Genomic DNA, 18,848 nt, shown 5'->3' with positions numbered 1-18,848 from the left:
TGTTCTGCGTTGTGCTCTCCCGAGCGGCCCCCCCAAACCCCGTCCCGCCCCCTTTGTGGCACCCCTGGCCCCACCGGGGGCCCTTCACGGACCGTCGAGTGTCAGGCGGCGGCGGGCAACCCGCCCAGCGCGCGGTGCCCGGCGTCGGTGAGCTCGGCGGGCGACCACTGGCCCGGCGCGACCGGCGTCGCGGCGCGGACCAGGCCGGCGCGGGCGAGGTCGTGGGCGGTGTTCTGGTCGCAGCACGACAGTCCGTCGACGCGGAGGTCGGGTTCGCAGCTGCAGCGGAGCTCCGCGCGGCCCTCGCCGACCGCCTTGAGCATGGCGATCGCGCGTCGGCTCAGCGCGCTCGGGTGGGTGGACATGGTCTGGCCTCTCGGTCCGGCTGGGTCTGGTGCGAGTGCTGCAGCTCGTCACCCAGGAATACGCGCAGTACGCGAGCCCGGTTCACTTTGATCGAGCCTCTTGACACGGCGAAGGCGGACGAGCAGGGTCAGTCATCGGATGAATCAGCTCCAATGAACACAGATTGGCCCACTGGGGGGCCAGTCTGCCCGTACTCATCCGATCCCTGGAGGTTCAGTGACGACCTTCCCACGCCGTCAAGCCCTCGGCATGGCCGCCGGTGCCGCCGTGGCGCTGAGTGCGGCCGGCCTGACGCCCGCGGGCGCCGCCGTGCCCGTCGACACACCCGAGACCCCGATCGTCCCGCCCCCGCCGCCCGTCCCGGTCCCGCTCGACACCTGGTTCTCCAACGACGGCATCGACAGCGCGTCGGCCACCGGCGGCGACTTCGACGGCTCCGGGTACACCTTCCCGGCCGAGGGCCTGCCGGCCGGGCAGACCACGACCGTCGGTGGTGTGCCGTTCCGGCTCGGGTCCGCGGCCGCCGGGGCCAAGAACAACATCGTCGCCACGGGCCAGAAGATCGACCTCCCTAAGGGCCGCTACTTCGTCGCCTACTTCCTGGTCGCCGCGAGTTACGGCACCACCGGCGGCACGGCGACCGTGCACTACGCCGACGGCAGCACGAGCGCCGGCTCCCTGTCCGGCCCGGACTGGTACACCGGCACCGGCGCGCTGGTCTCGCCGTTCCGCTACGCGCCCGGCGGCGTCGTCGACGACAACCCGGTTTCCCTGGCCACCGGCCAGGTCTGGGTCGACCCGGCCCGCGACGCCGTCGCGCTGACGCTGCCGACGACCGCGGCACCCGCGCCGAACGTCTCGAGCCTGCACGTCTTCGCGCTCACCCTGCAGCCCGTCGCCGTCGGCCGGTCGGCGCTGGTGCTCGACGGCCGTTCGACGGCCAACCTGCTGACCGACGGTGGTCCGCAGGCCGCCGAGGCGACCGTGGTCAACGCGGGCACGGTCTGGCTCGGCGCCCGCGACCGCGTCTCGGTCACCCTCGACGTCCCCGGCGGCCGGACGACGGTCCCGGCGACCATCCGCGCGCTCGCGCCGGGGGAGCAGGCGACGGTACGGCTCGGCCTCGCGCCGAACGCCTCCGTCCCGCCCGGCACCACCACGAACGGCCAGCTCCGCGTCACGGCCGGGCGCGGCACCCTGGCCACCCAGCAGGTGCCGGTCACCCTGGGCATCCCGGACTTCCGGCCCACCGACGCGTCGCTGTCGACCCACCGCGCGCCTTATTGGTTCACCGACAGCAAGTTCGGCATCTTCATCCACTGGGGGGTGTACGCCGTGCCCGCCTGGGCGCCGGTCGGGCAGCAGTACGCCGAGTGGTACTGGCAGAACCAGCAGGACCCGAACGGCGCGACCTACGCCTACCACGCACAGAAGTACGGCGAGGACTTCGTCTACGACGACTTCATCCCGATGTTCACCGCGAAGAAGTTCGACCCGCGCTCCTGGCTGAAGCTGATCGCGGACGCGGGCGCCGAGTACTACGTCCTGACGTCCAAGCACCACGACGGTTTCGCCTTGTGGGACACCAAGGTCAGCGACCGCAACTCGGTGAAGCTCGGCCCGAAGCGCAACGTCATCGCCGAGCTGTTCGCGGCGTCGCGCAAGTACACCCCCCAGCTGCGCAACGGCCTGTACTTCTCGCTGCCGGAGTGGTTCAACCCCGACAACCCGTGGATGGGGCACGCGCCGCGCAACCCGTACACCGGCGCGGCGCTGCCCTACACCGGGTACACCGCGGGCAAGGACTTCGTCCGGGACTACCAAGCGCCGCAGGTGCTCGAGCTGATCTCGGAGTTCGACCCGGACGTGCTGTGGTTCGACATCGGCGGGGTCAACGACAGCCGCGACGTGCTCACGGAGTACTTCAACCACGCGAAGAACCGACAGCGCCCCAAGGACGTCACGTACAACGACCGCGGCGGCATCCCGGACCACGACTTCACCACGCCCGAGTACACGACGTACCCGAACACGGTGGTGGCGAAGTGGGAGGCGAGCCGCGGCCTCGACCCGTTCTCCTACGGCTACAACCGCGCGACGCCGGACGACAAGTACATGACGGCCGAGGAGGTCGTCCGCACGCTCGTCGACATCGTGTCGAAGAACGGCAACTTCCTCCTCGACATCGGCCCGGACTACGACGGCACCATCCCGGCGGTCATGCAGCAGCACCTGCGGGACGCGGGCGCGTGGCTGAAGGTCAACGGCGAAGCGATCTACGGCTCGACGTACTGGTCACGGATGGCGCAGCTGGGCGACCTGCGGTTCACGGTCAAGCAGAACGAGGCGTTCTACGTGCACTCGCTCGCCGCCCCGGGCAGCAGGCTGGTGGTCGACGCGCCGGTCCCGATCCGCACCGGTGACCGCGTCACGCTGCTGGGGTACCGCGGGAACCTGCACTGGAGCGTCGAAAACGGCTCGCTGGTGATCGACGTCCCGGCGGCCGCACGGCAGTCCGGCCGCTTCGCCTGGGTGTTCAAGATCGCCTGGAGCTGAACGCCGTGAAGGGCACCCTCAGGGATGTAGGAGCCCTGAGGGTGCCCTTCACGGCAGGCCGTCGAGTAGCCGGCCGCTGCTCGGTAGCGAACCGGGCAAATCAGTAGAAGTGCCGTAGCTGCGGCCACGCGGCCGACCACGGCCGGGTCAGCGTGGCGCACACCGAGAGGGGCACACCGTCCTCGTCGTTGTCGAGCCCTTCGGCGTTGTGGTTCATCGCCACCGGCCGGCAGCCGGTGATCAGCCGCGACGCGGGGGAGCCGCGCTCGAGCCGGCCGATCAGCAGCACCGGCCCGACCATCCGGTCCGGTGGCGGGCCCCAGTCGGCGAAGGACATGTGCGGCGAGTACGGCTGCGGCAGCCCGCGTTCGGGCCCGTAGTACTCGAGCGCCCCGGCCTCGCCGTAGTTGACGGTGAGGATCACGGCGGTGTCCTTGTCCGGGACCTGCGCCCACGCCGCCGCGACCGTGTCGGCGAACTCCGGCCAGCCGACCTGCTCGCCGGATTCCTTGTTCACCGCCAGAACCGGGCCCAGCGCCGGAGCCGGGAGCGCCGGGAGTCCGATGAGGACGGACACCACGACGCACACCGCGGCGGCGACGCCGGTCAGCGCCCGCGCCACCGTCCCGGTCCGTGCCAGCCACCGCACCGCGGGTTCGGCGCCGAGTGCGACCAGCGGCAGCAGCAACGGCACCGAGTAGTACGGCTTCCCGCCCAGCGCCAGCAGTTCCCCGCAGACGACCGGGTAGGCGATGGCGAGGGCACGGGCCCAGCGCACCCCGGCGTCGCGCCACGGCCGCACGAGCCCGGCGATCCACACCGGCACCAGCACCGGCGAGAGGTAGACCAGCTGCATCGGCACGAACAGGACGCGGTTCTCCACGCCGTCGTCCTCGCTGATCCCGCTCGCGACGGTGAGCATCGGCCAGCCGTGCGACGCCTGCCAGAGCACCACCGGCGCGGTCAGCACGGCGGCGACGCCGATGCCCGCGGCGAGCCACCAGGTCCGCAGCACGCGGCGCGGCCCGGCGACCGCCACGCCGATGCCGAGCCCCGACAGCAGGAGCAGCACCAGCCACTTGTTCATCATGCCGAGCCCGGCCGCCGCGCCGACCGCGAGCCACCACCGCCCGTCGCCGGTGCGCAGCAGCCGCAGGCCGAAGAAGGTGATCAGGGACCACAGCAGCATGTCCGCGGTGTTGGTCGCGAGCATGTGCGAGACGACCAGCACGTACGTCGACAGCGCCGTCGCCACCGCGGTGAACAGCTGCGCGCCGCGGCCGCCGCCGAACTCGCGGGCGATGAGCACGACGACCACGACGGTCGCCATCGCCAGCAGGGTCGCGACGACCCGCAGCCCCATGGGGGTCTCGCCGAACAGCGCCGTCGACGCCCGCGCGAGCCAGGGCGTGATCGGCGGCTGGTCGACGTACCCCCAGGCCGGCCGTTTCCCGGCGGCGAGGAAGTACAGCTCGTCGCGGTGGAAGCCGTACCGGCTCGACAGCAGGGTCAGCACCACGGCCTGGAGCGCCACGACGACACCCACCGGTAACGCGGCAAAACGTGGCAATGACCCGGATTCGCGACCGGCCCCCATGGCAGTCTCCCCTCGGCGTGCGAGGATCGTACGCCGGAGATCACCCGATCGGCAGCGCTCCGACGTATTCGCCCCCCGCGTCCGCGACCAGCTCTTCGAGCGACTGCGCGCGCCGGATCGGCGTGAACCGGACTTCGCCGTCCACGCCGATGTCGAAGCCGTGGACGGCCGGGCGCGGCAGCGTGTTGTAGGCGTAGTGCGCGCCGAAGTAGTACGCGCCGGTGTCGTGCGCGACGACGAGATCGCCGGGCTCCAGCAGCGGCAGCGGCCGCTCCTTGGCGAGGAGGTCGCCGGCGAAGCACAGCGGCCCGGCGATGTCCTGCGGCACCTCGGGTCCGGTCTTCGGCGTGCCCGCCGCGTCGTAGGCGCTGAGCCGCAACGGCCAGTGCTCCGGCTGCAGCACCGTGCGCGCGGCCACCTGGGCACCCGCGTGCGTCACGGCGATGTGCCGCCCGCCCGCGACCTTCGTGTACTCGACCGCGCTGACCAGGAAGCCGTTCTTCGCCAGCAGGGACCGGCCGAACTCGGTGACGTAGGTGTAGCGCCCGTCGGCGAGCGCCGGGACCCGCGCGAGCAGCGTCTCGACGTAGTCCGCGTAGGACGGTCCCGGCTCGTCGGAGGTGAAGTCCACCGGCAGCCCGCCGCCGAGGTCGATGCTGGTGACCTGCTGGTGGCCGGCTTCGGCGTTGATCTCCTCGGCGAGGGCGTGCACGGCGGCGACCCCGTCGGCCATCAGCCCGGGCGGGCAGCCCTGCGAGCCGACGTGGACGTGCAGCCGGGTCAGCCACGGCCGGTGCGCGAACGCTTCGAGCAGCAGCGCGCGATACCCGTGGTCCCGCAGGGGAATGCCGAACTTCGACGACGCCGTCGCGGTGCTCGTGTCACCGATCCGGCCGGCCCCGACCTGCGGGTTGATCCGCAGCCCCAGCACCGAGCGGGGCGGCGCCGAGCCGACGAGCCGGTCGAGCCGGGCCAGCTCCTGGAAGTTGTCGGCGTTGATCGCGGTGCCTTCGGCCAGCGCGTGCGCGAGTTCGCCGGTGGTCTTTGCGGGGGAGTCGAGCACCAGCCGCGGCCCGCGGAGCCCGGCGGCTTCGGCGACCGCCGTCTCACCCGGGCTGGCGACCTCGGCGTCGATCCCGAGGTCGCCGAGGAACCGCAGCAGCGGGGTGAGGCCGCACGCCTTGGCGGCGACGGTGTGCTGGACGTGCCCGAGCGGGGCGAAGGCCCCGATCAGCTCCTCGACGGCCGCGCGGAGGCCGGCGAGGTCGACGAACCCGGCCATCGGGTCGACGAGCCGCCGGTCCGCCGCGGCGGTGAGGGCGAGCAGCCGGCGGCCGGTGCGGGCCGGGGAGGCACTGGTCGTGGTCATGCTCCCAGCACAGCAGCGAGGGGCCGCGCCGGTCCAAGACGTGGACCCGATGAATGCATAGGACACGCCTATAATGGCGGGGTGGACCTTCGCCGCTGGCACTACTTCGCCGTGCTCGCCGAAGAGATGCACTTCACCAGGGCGGCCGCCCGGCTGTTCGTGTCGCAGCCCTCGCTGAGCCAGCAGATCCGCGCGTTCGAGGCCGAACTGGGCGTCGCGCTGCTGGACCGGTCCGGACCGCGGTTCGCGCTGACGGACGCGGGCCGGGTCGCGGCGGCGGAGGCCCGGGAGCTGCTGGACCGGCTGGACCGCGCGCGGGGCGTGATCACCGCGGCCGGCCGCGGCGACTCGGGACGGCTCCGGATCGCGTACACGCGCTCGGCACCCGGTCCGCTGGCGGGTGACCTGGTCGCGGCGTACCGGGCCCGCTTCCCGGGCGTCGAGCTGGCCCTGGAGACGGGCTGGACGAGCCTCAACCTGACCCGGCTGGCGGCGGGGGAGATCGACCTCGGTTTCGTGCGCCCGCCGGTCACCCACCCGGGTGTCGAGGTGGCGGCGGTCGGGTCGGAGGAAGTCCTGATCGCCCTGCCGTCCGCCCACGACCTCGCCCGCCGCCGAGGCCGCCTGCGACGCGCCTGGATCGCGGGGGAGCCGGTGGTCTTCTGGCCGCGCGAGAACGGCCCCGGGCAGTACGACGCCATCAGCGCCCAGGTCTGGCCGGCCGGGGTCCCGCCGATCGTCCGCGAGGAGCCGGAGGACGAGCAGCTGATGCGCGCGGTCGCCGAAGGCGCGGGCATCGCGGCGGTGCCGGAGCACCGGGCTCGTGCGCTGCGCCGCCGTGGGGTGGTGCTTCGCCGGCTGGAGGAACCGGTGCCGCGCATCGACCTGGGGTTGGCTTGGCGGGCTGGTGCGGTGTCGTCGGTGGTGCGGGCCTTTGTGGACCTGGCGGCGGCCGGCGGACCCGGGTGACCAGGCCCTCCTGGGTGCCGCGGATCGGCCCCGGCTTCACGGGACCACGGTCAGTGGGGCAGGCAGCAGCTCGATCGCCCGGCCCGCGTGACCACGTCCTCCTGGGCCGCCCGCTCGACGTCCGCGAAGATCCGCTGCCGCTCCGCCGGGCCCAGGAACGTCCCACGGCTGACGACCGCGTGGATGCCGCGGCTGTTCGTGATCGCCGACAGGGGATCGGCGTCCAGGACCACCAGGTCGGCGTCCTTGCCCACCTCGACCGTGCCCGACGAAGGCCGTCCGGCGGCGCGCGCCGCGTCCCGGGTCGCGGCCTGCAGCGCCCTCTTCGGGGACAGGCCCGCGCGCACCAGCAGCTCCAGCTCGTCGTGCGTGGCGAAGCCCGGGAACGTGTACAGGTACCCGCTGTCGGTGCCCGCCACGATCGGTGCGCCCGCCGCGGCCAGCTCGCCCACCAGTTCCAGCTCGGCTTCGAGGTACGCCGCCTCTTGGGCCACCCGCTCCGGCGACCAGACCGGCCACGCCGCCGCGAGGTCGAGCCACTCCTGGCGGACCGCGCGCGGCAGGTACCGGTCGGCGAGCCCCTGCAGCACCGGGTCCGCGGGCAGGTCCCCGGGTGGCGTCGACGTCCGGGCCAGCACCGCCAGGGTCGGCACGTGCCAGGCCCCGCGGGCCCGGAACCGCCCGGCCAGCTCCCGCGTCAGCGCCGCGCTGTGGGACGTGACGGCGTCGCGGTCCATCGCCGCCAGCGCGCCCGGCCAGGAACCCGTGTCGGCGGGCAGCGCCGCGAGCTGGGCGTAGTACTCGGCCTTCTTCGTCGACGTCGACGCGTGGAAGGCGTACAGGTGCTCGACCGTGTGCTGCCCGCGGGCGAGCACGTCCGGCACCGAGAGCTGGATCGGGATGTGCCCGCCGTAGGGCAGCCCGTTGCGCCGGGACTCCGCCGCGATCGCCCCGTGGATCTCCGGGCTCATGAACGAGTACACCTTGACGAGGCCGGCGCCGCCCGCCTTCTCCTCGCGGACCGCCACCGCCGCGTCGGCGGGGGTGGCGACCAGCCGGTGCGCGCCGACGAACGAGCCGCCACCGTCGAGGATCCGGCTGGCGATCACCATCCGCGGCCCGGGCAGCTCGCCGCGTTCGACGCGGCGCAGCACGTCGTGGGTCGCGGGGGAGCCGTCCATGTCGCGGATCGACGTGACGCCGTTGACCAGGTGCAAGGCGGGAAACGTCCGCGCCATCGAGGTCTCGTGCGTGTGGGCGTCCCACAGTCCGGGGATGACGTGCTTGCCGGTGAGGTCGATGACGCGCACCCCGGCCAGCGCGGGCGCCGGCACCCCGCGGCCGACCGCCGCGATCCGGTCACCCGCCAGCACGATGGTCGCGTCCCGCAGCGGCGGCGCGTCCGTGCCGTCGACCAGCGTCGCGTGCGTCAGCACGGTGATGGTCCCGGCGGCCTCGGCCCTTCCGGCGCTCAGCAGGGTCGCGCCCAGCACTCCGGTACCCAGCCACGCGAGAAAAGAACGGCGATCGACATCCCCCATGGGCGTCATCATGGCAGCACCCGCCCGAGTGAGGAAAGTCTCGTTTTCAGGTACAGGCGGTGAGCACCGCGTCCGCGACCGCGCCGAGGTGCGCGGCCGCGCTGTGGCCGGAGACGACCCGGTCGGTGAGGTAGGCGAACACCAGCCCGCGAGCCGGGTCCGCCCAGGCGACGCAGCAGTTGCTCCCGTTGTGCCCGAACGTTTCCCGGCCGCTGAGCGTCCCCATCGGACGGCCGGCGCCGCCGAGCTGGAAGCCCTGCGCCCAGCGGATCCGGGTGCGGATCGTCCGGTCGACGACGGCGTCGCCCGACGGCCGCCGGGCCTCGCGCACGGCCGCCGCGTCGACGACCTCGCCGTCGAGCAGGGCCTGGTAGAACGTCGCCAGGTCGCGGGCGGTCGTCGAGACGCCCGCGGCCGGGATCACCGCGCGGCGGACGGCGCGCCGGTTCACCATCCGCGCCGTCAGCCGCGCGCCGGCGTCGCGGCCGCGCAGCGGCACGTGCCGCGGCCACAGCTCGTCCGGCAGGCCGAGGTGGGTGTCCGTGAGGCCGAGCGGGCCGAGGAACTCCTTGCGCAGCAGCACGTCGACGCCCTCGCCGGTCACGCGGCGGACGACTTCGCCGAGCAGGTGGCCGTACACGATCGGCTGATAGGCGGCGACCTCGCCGGGCGCCCAGCGCGGGGTGACCCGCTCGATCGCCCGCACGGTGCGCGCCCAGTCCGTCATGGCCAGCGCGTCCCCGGCGAACCCGCGGGCGGTCGCGAAGCCGGAGCGGTGCCGCAGTACCTGCCGGACGGTGATCGCGCCCTTGCCGCCGCGGGCGAACCCGGGCCAGTACTCGGCGACCGGCGCGTCGAGCGACAGCGCTCCGCGCACCGCGAGCTGGTGCACCAGCAGCGCCACGAACGGCTTGCTCGCGGAGAAGATCCAGAACAGCGCGTCCGGGGGGACGCCGAAACTCCGGTTGAGCAGCACGCGCCCGTCGCGCAGCACGCACAGGCTCGCCCGGGCCCCGCGGGCCCGCACCAGCTCGGCTGCGGGCTCCAGCGCGGGGTCGCCCGGCTCCGTCCAGTCGATCACGCCCGGCGACGTTACCCGCCCGGTATGCTCGCGGGCGTCCCCGGCAGGGTGCCTTTCGAAGGGTGTTCCATGGCAGGCCACGAGATCACCGATCGCATCGCCGACCTGATCGACGAAGAGCACCGGCTGCGTTCCGAGGCCCTCCACCACGGCGGGCTCACCCCGGAGCAGCGCGTCCAGCTGAAGGACCTCGAGCACCAGCTCGACGCCGCGCTCGAGCTGCTGCACCGCCGCCAGGCCCTCTCCGCCTTCGACGACGACTGACCCGCGTCGGCGGCGCGGTCCACAGTGGACTCGCTCAGCGCCGGGGCAGTTCCGGGGAATCGGTGTCGAGCGGCACCGAACCCGACCGGACCAGCCCCAGCTGGACGGTCTGCCGGCCGGTCGCGGCCTCCAGGATCCAGTCGGCGACCGTGCGGACGCGGTTGCCCGGCATCGCCATCAGGTGATAGCCGCGCGTCACGGCCTTCGCCAGGCGGCCGGAGAGCGGGATGTGCAGCGGGTTCGCCGCCGCGGCTCCGGCGCCGAGGTCGACGACGAAGCCGAGGTCGTGGTGGCGGTAGGTGCCGGTGCGGCCCACGCCGAACGACGCGGCGACGTTGCGCCCGGCGAGCCGCCCCTGGCGTTCGGCGTGCTGCGCGGTCATTGCGGTGTACTGCCCCGGCCGGGTCAGGTCGGGTACCGCCGCCGCGTCACCGCAGGCGAACACGTCGTCACGGCCGGGCACGTTCAGCTGCGCCGTGACGACGAGCCGCCCCTGCACGGTTTCCAGCCCGAGGTCCGAGACCAGCGGGTCGGGCCGTACGCCGACGCACCACACGAGGGTGCGGGCGGGCACCAGGTCCCCGCTGGTCAGGGTGACGCCCTTGGCGTCCGCGTGGTCGACCGACGTCTTCATCAGCACCTCGACCCCGCGCGAGCGCAGCACCTCGTCGGCCGTCTTCCCGAGCCGTCCGTCGAGCTCGGGCAGCACCCGGTCGGCGACGTCCGCCAGCAGCCAGCGGATCTTCTGCCCGGCGAGTTCGGGGTGCCGCGCGGCCAGTGCGTCGGTGAAGGCCGGGCCCTGCGCGGCGACCTCGGTCCCGGTGTAACCCGCGCCGACGACCACGAACGTGCAGCGCGCGTCGCGCTCGGCCGGGTCGTCGGACGCCGCGGCGAGCTCGATCTGCCGGGTGATGTGGTCGCGCAGGTACAACGCCTCGGGCACGCCGCGGAAGCCGTGCGCGTACTCGGGCACGCCCGGGATCGGCAGCAGCTTGTTGACACTGCCCGCGGCCAGCACCAGCCGGTCGTACCCGATCCGGTGCTCTTCGTCCTCGGGATCGGTGTAGGCGACTTCGCGGGCGTCGAAATCGACCGCCGTCGCCGTGCCGAGCAGCAACCGGACGCCCGGGAGGGTTTCCGGGATCGACACGGTCACCCGGCGCGGGTCGAGGATCCCGGCCGCCACCTCCGGCAGCAGCGGCAGGTAGAGGAAGTAGTCCGTCGGGTTTACCACGACGACCTCGACGTCCTCGGCTTCCTTCCGCAGGCTCTTCGCCGCGTGGTACCCGGCGAAACCGCCGCCTACGATCACGACACGCATGGATCTCCTTCCAGGGCACGGATCTCGGGTTTGCCGCGGATTCCCAGGTCTGCGTGGGGAAACCCGCGGGGTTGACCTGTCGGCACAGGGGCGTACGGTCAAGGGGTTGGCTGTTGTTCAGACACGTGCTCCGGTCAGCGCCCCTGCATGCTGCGATGGGAGCGCCATGTACCACTTGTTCCGCACGATCGACGAACCCTGTGGCTTGACCGTCACGACCACCGAACGCCCTGGTGGAGTCCGTGTTCTCACCCTGGTGGGAGACATCGACGCCGCCACCGTCGAGGCCCTCGACGAAGCCCTCGCCACCGGTGACCGGCTGCTGGCCGACCTCTCGCGGGTCGGGTTCCTCAGCTGCGCCGGCGTCCGGTCCCTGCTCGAAGCGAACGACCGGGCCGAACTGGCCGTCGTGGCCGGCGGCCACGCCGTCACCCGGTCGCTGGAGGCGACCGGCGCCGACCTGCTGCTGGAGTGCTACCCCCGCACGGGTGACGCCCTGGTCGCGCTGGCGGCGGCTGTGACCCCGCGAACCGGCCCGGACGCGTGAGCGCGCCCGGACCGGCCGGCCGAGTCCACTGTGGTCAGTCGTCCGGCCATTCGCCGGTGGCCTTGCGGTAACCCACCGCGCCGGCCCGTTCGGTGGCGGCCTTGACGGCGCCGAAGATCGCGCCCTGGACGGCGGCCGCGATGATCACCTGGGTCCAGGTGTAGTCGCGGTCGATCGCGTCCGGGGCGTCTTCTTCGCCCGCCGCGCGCTTCCAGACCTGCTTGAAGACCTGGCCGGCGAGGATGCCGCCGAGCGCGCCGACACCCCAGCTCAGGGGCTTGTAGACGACCTTGTTCACGAGTTCCTCCGTCGCATGACCAGCCGGATCACGATCACGAGGCCCAGCACGCCGGCGAAGACCGGCACCGGGTTGGCGCGAACCGTGTCGGCACCCTGGCGGAACTTCACCGCCGTCGTCGGGTTCGTGAGGTCGGCGACCTTCGCTGTGGCCTGGTCGAGCTTCTCGTCGACGTTCTCGTTCACCCGGGTCTTCACGTCGAGCTTCTGCCCGAGTGCGTTCAGGGTCTCGGTGAGCTCTTCGCGGGTGGTGTCCCGGTCGAGCCGCGCCTCTTCGGCGTTCTTCGGGAAGTCCCCGCTCATGAATGCACTCCCTGTTTCACGGTCTCCACGTCCTCGCGGACGCCAGTGATGGCCTCCTCCGGCACCGGCGGCACCGCCTGCGTGACCTCCTTCTTGCCGGTCAGCGCGGCGATCCCGGCGATCAGGAACAGGACCACCGCGACGATCACCGCCGCCAGCCAGCCGGGGACCACGAGGGCCAGCGCCAGTACCGCGGCCGCGACGAGCGTACCCACGCCGAACAGCGCGAACAGCCCGGCCGCACCGAACAGCCCGGCGCCGAGCCCCATTTTCTTGCCCTTGTGCTGCAGTTCGAAGACCGCGAGCCGGATTTCGTCCCGGACCAGGCGCTTGACCTCGTCCGACAGGTCCGAAACCAGCTCGCCGACCGAGCGTTCGGCCGCGGGCTTGCTGTTTGCCTCTTCGATCACGGAACACCTCCTGACTGCGGGCTACCCGGGTTCCCGTGTGGGTAATCACGGCGCGTTTGACCGGATCCGCGCCGGGTAGCCGAAGTGTTCGCCACCAACGAGGAGGAGAGTGCATGAGCACGATCACCGAAACCGTGGACGTCGAGGTCCCCGTGTCCACCGCCTACAACCAGTGGACGCAGTTCGCGGAGTTCCCGAAGTTCATGGAAGGTGTCGAAGAGATCCGCCAGCTCGACGCCACCCACACGCACTGGGTGACCAAGTTCGGCGGCGTGACGCGCGAGTTCGACGCGACGATCACCGAGCAGCACCCCGACGAGCGCGTCGCGTGGACGTCCGACTCCGGGCCGGACCACGCGGGTGTGATCACGTTCCACCGGCTCGACGACGTGCACACCCGGGTGACCGCCCAGATGGACATCGACCCGGAGGGCTTCGCGGAGAACGTCGCCGACAAGCTCGGCCTGCTCGACCGCCGGGTGAAGGGTGACATGAAGCGCTTCAAGGAGTTCGTCGAGCGCAACGGTGCCGCGACCGGCGCCTGGCGCGGCGACGTGGACCGCCCGGGGAGCTGACCGGCGGTTCACTCGGACGTGTGACACGGTGGGGCGGGTACCGCCCCGCCGTGTTTCGCGTCCGGACGCCCCGGGTAGGCCGCTCGCATGACCACGACCACAGCCAACGTCCCCACCGTGGAACTGAACAACGGCGTGCGGATCCCGCAGTTCGGGTTCGGGGTGTTCCAGATCCCGCCCGAGAAGACCGCCGGCATCGTGCGGACGGCGCTGGACGCGGGCTACCGCCACCTCGACACCGCGCAGATGTACCGGAACGAAGAGGGCGTCGGCGCGGGCATCGCGGAGTCCGGCCTGGCCCGCGAAGACGTGTTCGTCACCACGAAGCTCGCCAACGACGCCCAGGGGTACGACAACGCGATCACCGCGCTGGAGGGCAGCCTGCGGCGGCTGGGCCTCGACTACGTCGACCTCTACCTGATCCACTGGCCGTTGCCGGCCAAGGGCAAGTACGTCAAGACGTGGCAGGCGTTCGAGGACCTCCTGCGGGCCGGGAAGGCCCGCGCGATCGGCGTCTCGAACTTCCAGCCCGAGCACCTCGACCGGCTCGCCGAGGAGACCGCCACGGTGCCCGCCGTCAACCAGATCGAGCTGCACCCGGCGCTGCAGCAGGCGGAACTGCGCGAGTACCACCGCGCGCACGGCATCGCGACCGAGGCGTGGAGCCCGCTCGCCCAGGCCGAGGTGCTCGAGAACCCGGTGCTGACCGGGCTCGCCGGCAAGCACGGCCGGACCGCCGCGCAGGTGGTCCTGCGCTGGCACATCCAGCTCGGGAACATCGTGTTCCCCAAGTCGTCGACGCCGGAGCGGATCCGCCGGAACATCGACGTCTTCGGCTTCGAGCTGGACGACGAGGACATGGCCGCGATCGGTGGCCTCGACGAAGGCCGCCGCACCGGACCCGACCCGGACACCTTCACCGGGTGACCGGCGCGTTTCCCTGCGCAAGCACCCGGGTACCTCTTCCGGGAAGGTCCCCCAGGAAGGAGCGTCCGGCATGAGCACGAACGCCTACCTCGCGTTTCTCTTGATCGGCGCGCTGCTGGTCGTGGCCGACGGCCAGATCATCTACCGCAGCGGCCGCCGTTACCTCGAAAACTCCTACGGCGACCCGGCGGCCGGAGCCTCGATGGCCCGCCTGGTCACGGTGCTGTTCCACCTGGCGACGCTGGGGGTGCTGGCGCTGGTGTCGACCATCGACATCGGCGGCGACCTGCCGAGCATCATCGCCCGCGTCGGGGTGCTGCTGCTGATCTTGGCGCTGGCCCACGCGATCACGCTCGGCGCGCTGGCCCGCATCCGCGGCGAGCAGGAGGTCGAGGCGGTCGTCCAGCGCGGTGGCCGGCAGCGGATCGAGCCCGAGCCGCAGGGTACGACGGTCACGCCGGTGCCGGGCCAGGAAGGCCGGTACCCGGACGTCAGCCCGACGCTGGACCAGCGGCCGCCCTACACGGCGCCGTAACCCCGCACGCACCGAAGGCGGCGCTTCCACGTGAAAGCGCCGCCTTCGGCGTGTCAGTGCTCGGCGACCGGGAGGTCCAGCTCGGTGTGCCGGTCGGCCAGGGTTCTGGCCAGGTCGGCGAGCTTGACGTTCAGCTCCTGCGAGGCCTTGCGCAGGACGTCGAAGGCCTCGTCGGCCGTGATGCCGCGGCGCTGCATCAGGATGCCCTTCGCCTGCCCGATCACGTCGCGGCTTTCGACGGCCTTGCGCAGGTGGGTGGCTTCGAGCTCGGCCGAAGCGACGGAATCGGTGTGCGCCAGCGCCAGCGACGCGTGGGTCGCGAGCAGCAGCGCGGCGTCGATGGCGGCGGCGTCGAACGCGCCGGGCCGGCGCGAGTAGATGTTCAGCGCGCCGGACAGCCGGGGCGGCCGGGCGTCCGGGAGCAGCGTGGTCGCCAGCACCGAGTGGTAGCCGTGGGCCGCGGTGCCCGGGCCGAACGACGGCCACCGCGGGTCCCGGCCGACGTCCTGCGACCAGCCGATCGCCGGCCCGTCCGGGCGGGCGGACTCCACGCACGGGCCCTCACCGTGCGCGTACTGCAGCTCGTCGAGCGTCAGGGCCACCGGGTCGGTCTCGACCGGGGTGTGGAACCGGCCGTCCGGATCGCGCAGGGTGATGCTCACGAGGTCGGCGTCGGGGATGATCTCGACCGCCGCGCCGACCACCAGCTTGAGCACCCCGCCGACGGTCGGCGTCGCGTCGAGGAGGGTCCGGGTCAGGTCGGCGAACTGCCGCACCAGCGGGCCGGCCACGGGCGGCGTGCCGTCCAGGCTGAACCGGGAGCGCTCCCCGGCCCATTCGTGTTCGCTGACGCTCATGGTTCTCGCTGCCTTCGTGTTCGGGACGGACACTGTCATTCAACCCGATGCCAGTGTGCACCCGAACGTGACGAACGCCGCGTGACACCGTCAACCGGGGGTACCGGTTCCCCCGGTCGACGGGACGAACGCCGCTCGCACCCGGTCGACGAACCCGGGACCGGGGCGCAGCTGGTCGGCCTGGGGCATCCGGTCGGCCAGGCCCGGGTGCGGCAGCCGGGCCGCGGCCGCGCGGGCGTCGAGGACCTCCTGGCCCAGCTCGTCGCGGCGGTCGGGGGACGTGTCACGCCGGATCCGGCCCACCGCGGCGGGGCCTTCGTCGCGCACGTGCCGCCGGACGGCGCGGATCAGCCCGCCCAGCAGCCGCTCGAACCGCGGCTCCTGCGGGCCGGCCCCCTCCAGCTGGCGCATCAGCCCGTCCGCCTGGGCGAGGTCGCCACCGCCGTCGAGGTAGGGCTCTTCGGCGACGGCGTGCCGGACCAGTGCGGAGATGAGGTGGTCGGCGAGGTCCTTGCGGTTCTCCGGGCTGCCCTGGCCGAGCTCCAGCTCGGTGCACAGCCGGTCCAGCTCCCGGTGATCGCCGTCGAGCACGGTGGTGAGGTCGGTTGCGGGTCGGCTGCCGTTCATGCACGCTCCTGGTCCGGATCCGGTTTCTCCTGCGGTTACCCGCTGCCGGGGCGCCGAATCCCGTGTGGCGCCGTCCCCGCCGGGTAACCGGCGGGGAAGCAACCCGTCAACAGGGAGGACGTCCATGGTCGTGCCGTCATCGGTGACCGAGCGCGAACGCAAGTACGAGATCGTCCCGGGGACCGGGGTGCCGAGGCTGCTCGGCGTGGCCGGTGTCGCGAGCCAGGACGAACCCGTCGAGCAGATGCTCGACGCGTCGTACTACGACACCCGGACCTTCCGGCTGGCCAGGGCCGGCATCACGCTGCGCCGCCGGGTCGGCGGCCACGACGCGGGCTGGCACGTCAAGCTGCCGGTCTCGGCGGACGAACGCCAGGAGATCCAGCTGCCGCTCGGCGGTGACGCCCGGAAGGTCCCCGGCCGTCTCAAGCGCCTGGTGCGGGCCTACACGCTGGGGGAGAAGCTGGTGCCGATCGCGCACCTGCGCACCGACCGCTTCGCCCACCGCCTCGCCGACGGCGAGGGCCGGACCGTCGCGACCCTCACCGACGACCACGTCACCGGCGAGGCCGGCGGGGAGAGCGCGCGGCTCGACGAGTGGCGTGAGCTGGAGCTGGAGCTCGACCCCGGCGCCGAACCCGGCCTGCTGGAGGAGTTCGACCGGGCGCTGGCCGAGGCCGGGCTGTCCGCGTCGCCGTGGCCGTCGAAGCTGCGGCGCCTGATCGGCGACCGCGTGCCCGCGCCGCGCCGGGCCCGCAAGAAGCCCACGGCCGGCGATGTCGTCCTGGTGTCGCTGCGCGAGCACTACGACCAGCTGCGCCGCGCGGACGTCGGCGTCCGGCTGGACGTCGCCGACTCGGTGCACCAGATGCGCGTGGCGAGCCGGAAACTGCGCAGCGCCCTGCGCACGTTCGGGTCCATTGTGGACGAATCGGCGACGGCGCCGGTCGCCGCCGAGCTGCGGTGGCTCGGCCACGAGCTGGCGCCGGCCCGCGACTCCGAGGTCACCGAGGAGCGGCTGCGCGCGCGGCTGGACGGCGTGCCGTCCGAGCTGGTGTTCGGCCCCCTGCGCCAGTACCTGACGCGGTACTTCGCACGCGAGGAGCAGCAGGGCCGGGCCCGGGCGGTGGAAGCGCTGGAGGGCAAGCGGTACCGGAACCTGCTGCGGGCGCTCGACGCCGTGCTGGAGGACCCGGCCCTGACCGCGGAGGGACGCAAGCCGGCGAAGGCCGCGCTGCGCAAGCCCGTCCGCGAGGCCGCGAAGAAGCTGCGCCGCGCCGAGGCCGCGACCCGGGGACTCGAGGGCGTCGAACTCGAGACGGCCCTGCACGACGTCCGCAAGAAGGCGAAGCGAGCGCGCTACGCCGCCGACGCTGTGAGGCCGGTGTACGGGAAGAAGCTGCGCGCGTGGCGCAAGAACGTGAAGGCCGTGCAGCAGACGCTGGGCGCGCACCAGGACACCGTGGTCGGCCGGGAGGTCCTGCACCACCTCGCCGTCGACGGGCACGGCGAAGGGCAGAACACCTTCACGTTCGGGCTGCTGCACGGCCAGGACGCCGCGAAGGCGGCGGAGCTGCGTCAGGAGTTCGCGGGGGAGTGGCGGCGCCTCCGCAAGGGTGACCGCCCCGGCTGGCTCTAGCCGGAGGCCGGCGGCGGCTCGCGGGAGCCGCCGCCCGGGCGGGCGTCAGACGTCGCCGGTGAGCTTGCCGCGCAGCTGCTCCAGCGTCTGCGACAGCAGGCGGGAGACGTGCATCTGCGAGATGCCGACGCGGTCGGCGATCTGGGTCTGCGTCAAGCCGCCGAAGAACCGCATCACGAGGATCGCGCGCTCGCGGGGCGGCAGCTCCTGCAGCAGCGGCTGCAGGGCCTCGTGGTTCTCCACCATGGCCATCTCGTGGTCCGGCTCGCCCATGGTGTCGGCCAGCGACAGCGCCTCGGCGTCGTCGTGCACCGGCTTGTCGACCGAAAGGGCCTGGTAGGCGTTCCCGGCGAGCAGGCCTTCCCGGACCTCGTCGACGTCGAGCTCCAGGTGCTCGGCGAGCTCCGTGGGCGTGGGCGCGCGGCCCAGGCGCTGCGAGAGCGCCGCGGAACCCTGGCTGAGGGACAGGTGCAGTTCCTTCAGCCGGCGTGGCACGCGGACGGACCAGCCGGTGTCGCGGAAGTGCCGCCGGACCTCACCCATGATCGTCGGCACCGCGAACGACAGGAAGTCGTGGCCGCGGGCCGGGTCGAAGCGGTCGACGGCGTTGATCAGGCCGATCCGCGCCACCTGGACCAGGTCCTCCCGCGGCTCGCCGCGGCCGGAGAACCGGGTCGCGATGTGCTCGGCCAGCGGTAGCAGCTCGGTCACCAGCTTGCCGCGGACGACGTCCCGCCGCGGGTCGTCGGCGGGGAGTTCGCCCAGCTCCTCGAACAGCGGTTCGCAGTGGGCGTATTCGTCGGGGCGGTGCAGCACCGTTCTGCGCTCGGCGCTCACGCGCTCGTTCCCGGATTGAGCTCCAGCTCGATCGTGATGATGCCCGCGCCCCCGCCCGGGAGGACGTCACAGTGTGCGGTCACCGAGCGGCTCAGGGTGGTCAGGACGTGCCAGCCGAACGTCCGGTCGCTGGGCGGCCGGGGGTCGGTCGAGCGCGCCGAGACCACGACGTGCAGCGCGTCGGCGGTCTGCCGGAAGCGGCAGTGCAGCTGGGTGCCGAGCTCCGCTAG

The 18,848-nt window shown here is 72.7% G+C and carries 20 protein-coding genes and 1 pseudogene; 8 read left to right on the top strand and 13 right to left on the bottom strand.

The window, feature by feature from the left end:
* Positions 1-101: 101 nt before the first annotated feature.
* A complete protein-coding gene (locus ACGFMK_RS45695; protein WP_392777228.1) occupies positions 102-365 on the bottom strand; it encodes a hypothetical protein in 264 nt (87 codons plus the stop codon).
* A gap of 217 nt (positions 366-582) precedes the next feature.
* Here ACGFMK_RS45695 and ACGFMK_RS45690 point away from each other — a divergent pair, with 217 nt between their 5' ends.
* Entirely contained in the window at positions 583-2,922 is a 2,340-nt protein-coding gene (locus tag ACGFMK_RS45690) for an alpha-L-fucosidase (protein WP_392777226.1), read from the top strand.
* Between the two features lie 100 nt (positions 2,923-3,022).
* On the opposite strand, the gene ACGFMK_RS45685 is transcribed toward ACGFMK_RS45690, so the two are convergent.
* Positions 3,023-4,456, bottom strand: a complete 1,434-nt coding sequence (locus ACGFMK_RS45685) for an ArnT family glycosyltransferase (RefSeq protein WP_392777223.1) — start codon at positions 4,454-4,456, stop codon at positions 3,023-3,025.
* A gap of 103 nt (positions 4,457-4,559) precedes the next feature.
* The gene (locus tag ACGFMK_RS45680) at positions 4,560-5,888 is read right to left on the bottom strand and encodes a diaminopimelate decarboxylase (RefSeq protein WP_392777220.1); all 1,329 of its coding nucleotides are present in this window, start codon (positions 5,886-5,888) and stop codon (positions 4,560-4,562) included.
* 81 nt (positions 5,889-5,969) lie between these two features.
* On the opposite strand from ACGFMK_RS45680, the gene ACGFMK_RS45675 reads away from it, so the two are divergent.
* Positions 5,970-6,857, top strand: coding sequence for a LysR family transcriptional regulator (locus tag ACGFMK_RS45675; RefSeq protein WP_392777217.1), 888 nt, complete (start codon positions 5,970-5,972; stop codon positions 6,855-6,857).
* Positions 6,858-6,907: 50 nt separating this feature from the next.
* Here the strand turns inward: ACGFMK_RS45675 and ACGFMK_RS45670 are convergent, their stop codons facing one another.
* Together ACGFMK_RS45670 and ACGFMK_RS45665 are read right to left on the bottom strand one after the other, a co-directional pair.
* Positions 6,908-8,398: an amidohydrolase family protein gene (locus ACGFMK_RS45670; RefSeq protein WP_392777214.1), complete on the bottom strand. Its 1,491-nt coding sequence runs from the start codon at positions 8,396-8,398 to the stop codon at positions 6,908-6,910.
* A 46-nt stretch (positions 8,399-8,444) separates the two neighbouring features.
* Complete coding sequence (locus tag ACGFMK_RS45665; protein ID WP_392777211.1) at positions 8,445-9,479, bottom strand: serine hydrolase domain-containing protein; 1,035 nt, start codon at positions 9,477-9,479, stop codon at positions 8,445-8,447.
* 69 nt (positions 9,480-9,548) lie between these two features.
* Between ACGFMK_RS45665 and ACGFMK_RS45660 the strand changes: the two genes are divergently transcribed.
* Positions 9,549-9,743 (top strand): DUF2630 family protein, encoded by a 195-nt coding sequence (locus tag ACGFMK_RS45660; RefSeq protein WP_392777208.1) that lies wholly within the window; start codon positions 9,549-9,551, stop codon positions 9,741-9,743.
* Positions 9,744-9,777: 34 nt separating this feature from the next.
* Here the strand turns inward: ACGFMK_RS45660 and ACGFMK_RS45655 are convergent, their stop codons facing one another.
* On the bottom strand, positions 9,778-11,064 hold the full coding sequence (locus ACGFMK_RS45655) for an NAD(P)/FAD-dependent oxidoreductase (protein WP_392777205.1): 1,287 nt from the start codon (positions 11,062-11,064) through the stop codon (positions 9,778-9,780).
* Between ACGFMK_RS45655 and ACGFMK_RS45650 the strand changes: the two genes are divergently transcribed.
* Positions 11,063-11,611 carry an STAS domain-containing protein gene (locus ACGFMK_RS45650; protein WP_392777202.1) on the top strand — a complete coding sequence of 183 codons (549 nt, stop codon included), beginning with the start codon at positions 11,063-11,065 and terminating at the stop codon, positions 11,609-11,611. The genes ACGFMK_RS45655 and ACGFMK_RS45650 overlap by 2 nt on opposite strands.
* 34 nt (positions 11,612-11,645) lie before the next feature.
* Here the strand turns inward: ACGFMK_RS45650 and ACGFMK_RS45645 are convergent, their stop codons facing one another.
* From ACGFMK_RS45645 to ACGFMK_RS45635, 3 genes are read right to left on the bottom strand one after another with little or no spacing between them, the layout of a single operon-like run.
* Positions 11,646-11,909, bottom strand: a complete 264-nt coding sequence (locus ACGFMK_RS45645) for a DUF4235 domain-containing protein (RefSeq protein ID WP_392777200.1) — start codon at positions 11,907-11,909, stop codon at positions 11,646-11,648.
* Positions 11,906-12,211 carry a DUF3618 domain-containing protein gene (locus ACGFMK_RS45640; RefSeq protein ID WP_392777197.1) on the bottom strand — a complete coding sequence of 102 codons (306 nt, stop codon included), beginning with the start codon at positions 12,209-12,211 and terminating at the stop codon, positions 11,906-11,908. The genes ACGFMK_RS45645 and ACGFMK_RS45640 overlap by 4 nt, the downstream gene beginning before the upstream one ends.
* Positions 12,208-12,621: a phage holin family protein gene (locus ACGFMK_RS45635; RefSeq protein ID WP_392777195.1), complete on the bottom strand. Its 414-nt coding sequence runs from the start codon at positions 12,619-12,621 to the stop codon at positions 12,208-12,210. Before ACGFMK_RS45635 ends, ACGFMK_RS45640 begins: the two co-directional genes overlap by 4 nt.
* Before the next feature lie 113 nt (positions 12,622-12,734).
* On the opposite strand from ACGFMK_RS45635, the gene ACGFMK_RS45630 reads away from it, so the two are divergent.
* From ACGFMK_RS45630 to ACGFMK_RS45620, 3 genes are all read left to right on the top strand, one after another.
* The gene (locus tag ACGFMK_RS45630) at positions 12,735-13,196 is read left to right on the top strand and encodes an SRPBCC family protein (protein WP_392777192.1); all 462 of its coding nucleotides are present in this window, start codon (positions 12,735-12,737) and stop codon (positions 13,194-13,196) included.
* Between the two features lie 87 nt (positions 13,197-13,283).
* Positions 13,284-14,123: an aldo/keto reductase gene (locus tag ACGFMK_RS45625; RefSeq protein ID WP_392777189.1), complete on the top strand. Its 840-nt coding sequence runs from the start codon at positions 13,284-13,286 to the stop codon at positions 14,121-14,123.
* A 70-nt stretch (positions 14,124-14,193) separates the two neighbouring features.
* Positions 14,194-14,658 carry a hypothetical protein gene (locus ACGFMK_RS45620; protein WP_392777186.1) on the top strand — a complete coding sequence of 155 codons (465 nt, stop codon included), beginning with the start codon at positions 14,194-14,196 and terminating at the stop codon, positions 14,656-14,658.
* 53 nt (positions 14,659-14,711) lie between these two features.
* Here ACGFMK_RS45620 and ACGFMK_RS45615 read toward each other — a convergent pair whose 3' ends face one another.
* Positions 14,712-15,515 (bottom strand): ANTAR domain-containing protein, encoded by an 804-nt coding sequence (locus tag ACGFMK_RS45615; RefSeq protein WP_392777183.1) that lies wholly within the window; start codon positions 15,513-15,515, stop codon positions 14,712-14,714.
* Positions 15,516-15,605: 90 nt separating this feature from the next.
* Complete coding sequence (locus ACGFMK_RS45610; protein WP_392777180.1) at positions 15,606-16,142, bottom strand: hemerythrin domain-containing protein; 537 nt, start codon at positions 16,140-16,142, stop codon at positions 15,606-15,608.
* A 124-nt stretch (positions 16,143-16,266) separates the two neighbouring features.
* On the opposite strand from ACGFMK_RS45610, the gene ACGFMK_RS45605 reads away from it, so the two are divergent.
* Complete coding sequence (locus tag ACGFMK_RS45605) at positions 16,267-17,781, top strand: CHAD domain-containing protein (RefSeq protein WP_392777178.1); 1,515 nt, start codon at positions 16,267-16,269, stop codon at positions 17,779-17,781.
* A gap of 45 nt (positions 17,782-17,826) precedes the next feature.
* On the opposite strand, the gene ACGFMK_RS45600 is transcribed toward ACGFMK_RS45605, so the two are convergent.
* Both ACGFMK_RS45600 and ACGFMK_RS45595 read right to left on the bottom strand, forming a co-directional pair.
* On the bottom strand, positions 17,827-18,618 hold the full coding sequence (locus ACGFMK_RS45600) for a SigB/SigF/SigG family RNA polymerase sigma factor (protein ID WP_392777175.1): 792 nt from the start codon (positions 18,616-18,618) through the stop codon (positions 17,827-17,829).
* A pseudogene (locus tag ACGFMK_RS45595) lies at positions 18,615-18,848 on the bottom strand (anti-sigma factor); the annotation flags it as partial. The pseudogene ACGFMK_RS45595 and the gene ACGFMK_RS45600, both read right to left, overlap by 4 nt.

Origin of the sequence: Amycolatopsis sp. NPDC049252 (assembly GCF_043197175.1) — a bacterium.
Classification (GTDB): domain Bacteria; phylum Actinomycetota; class Actinomycetes; order Mycobacteriales; family Pseudonocardiaceae; genus Amycolatopsis.
This window is presented reverse-complemented; position numbering and strand designations above follow the sequence as displayed.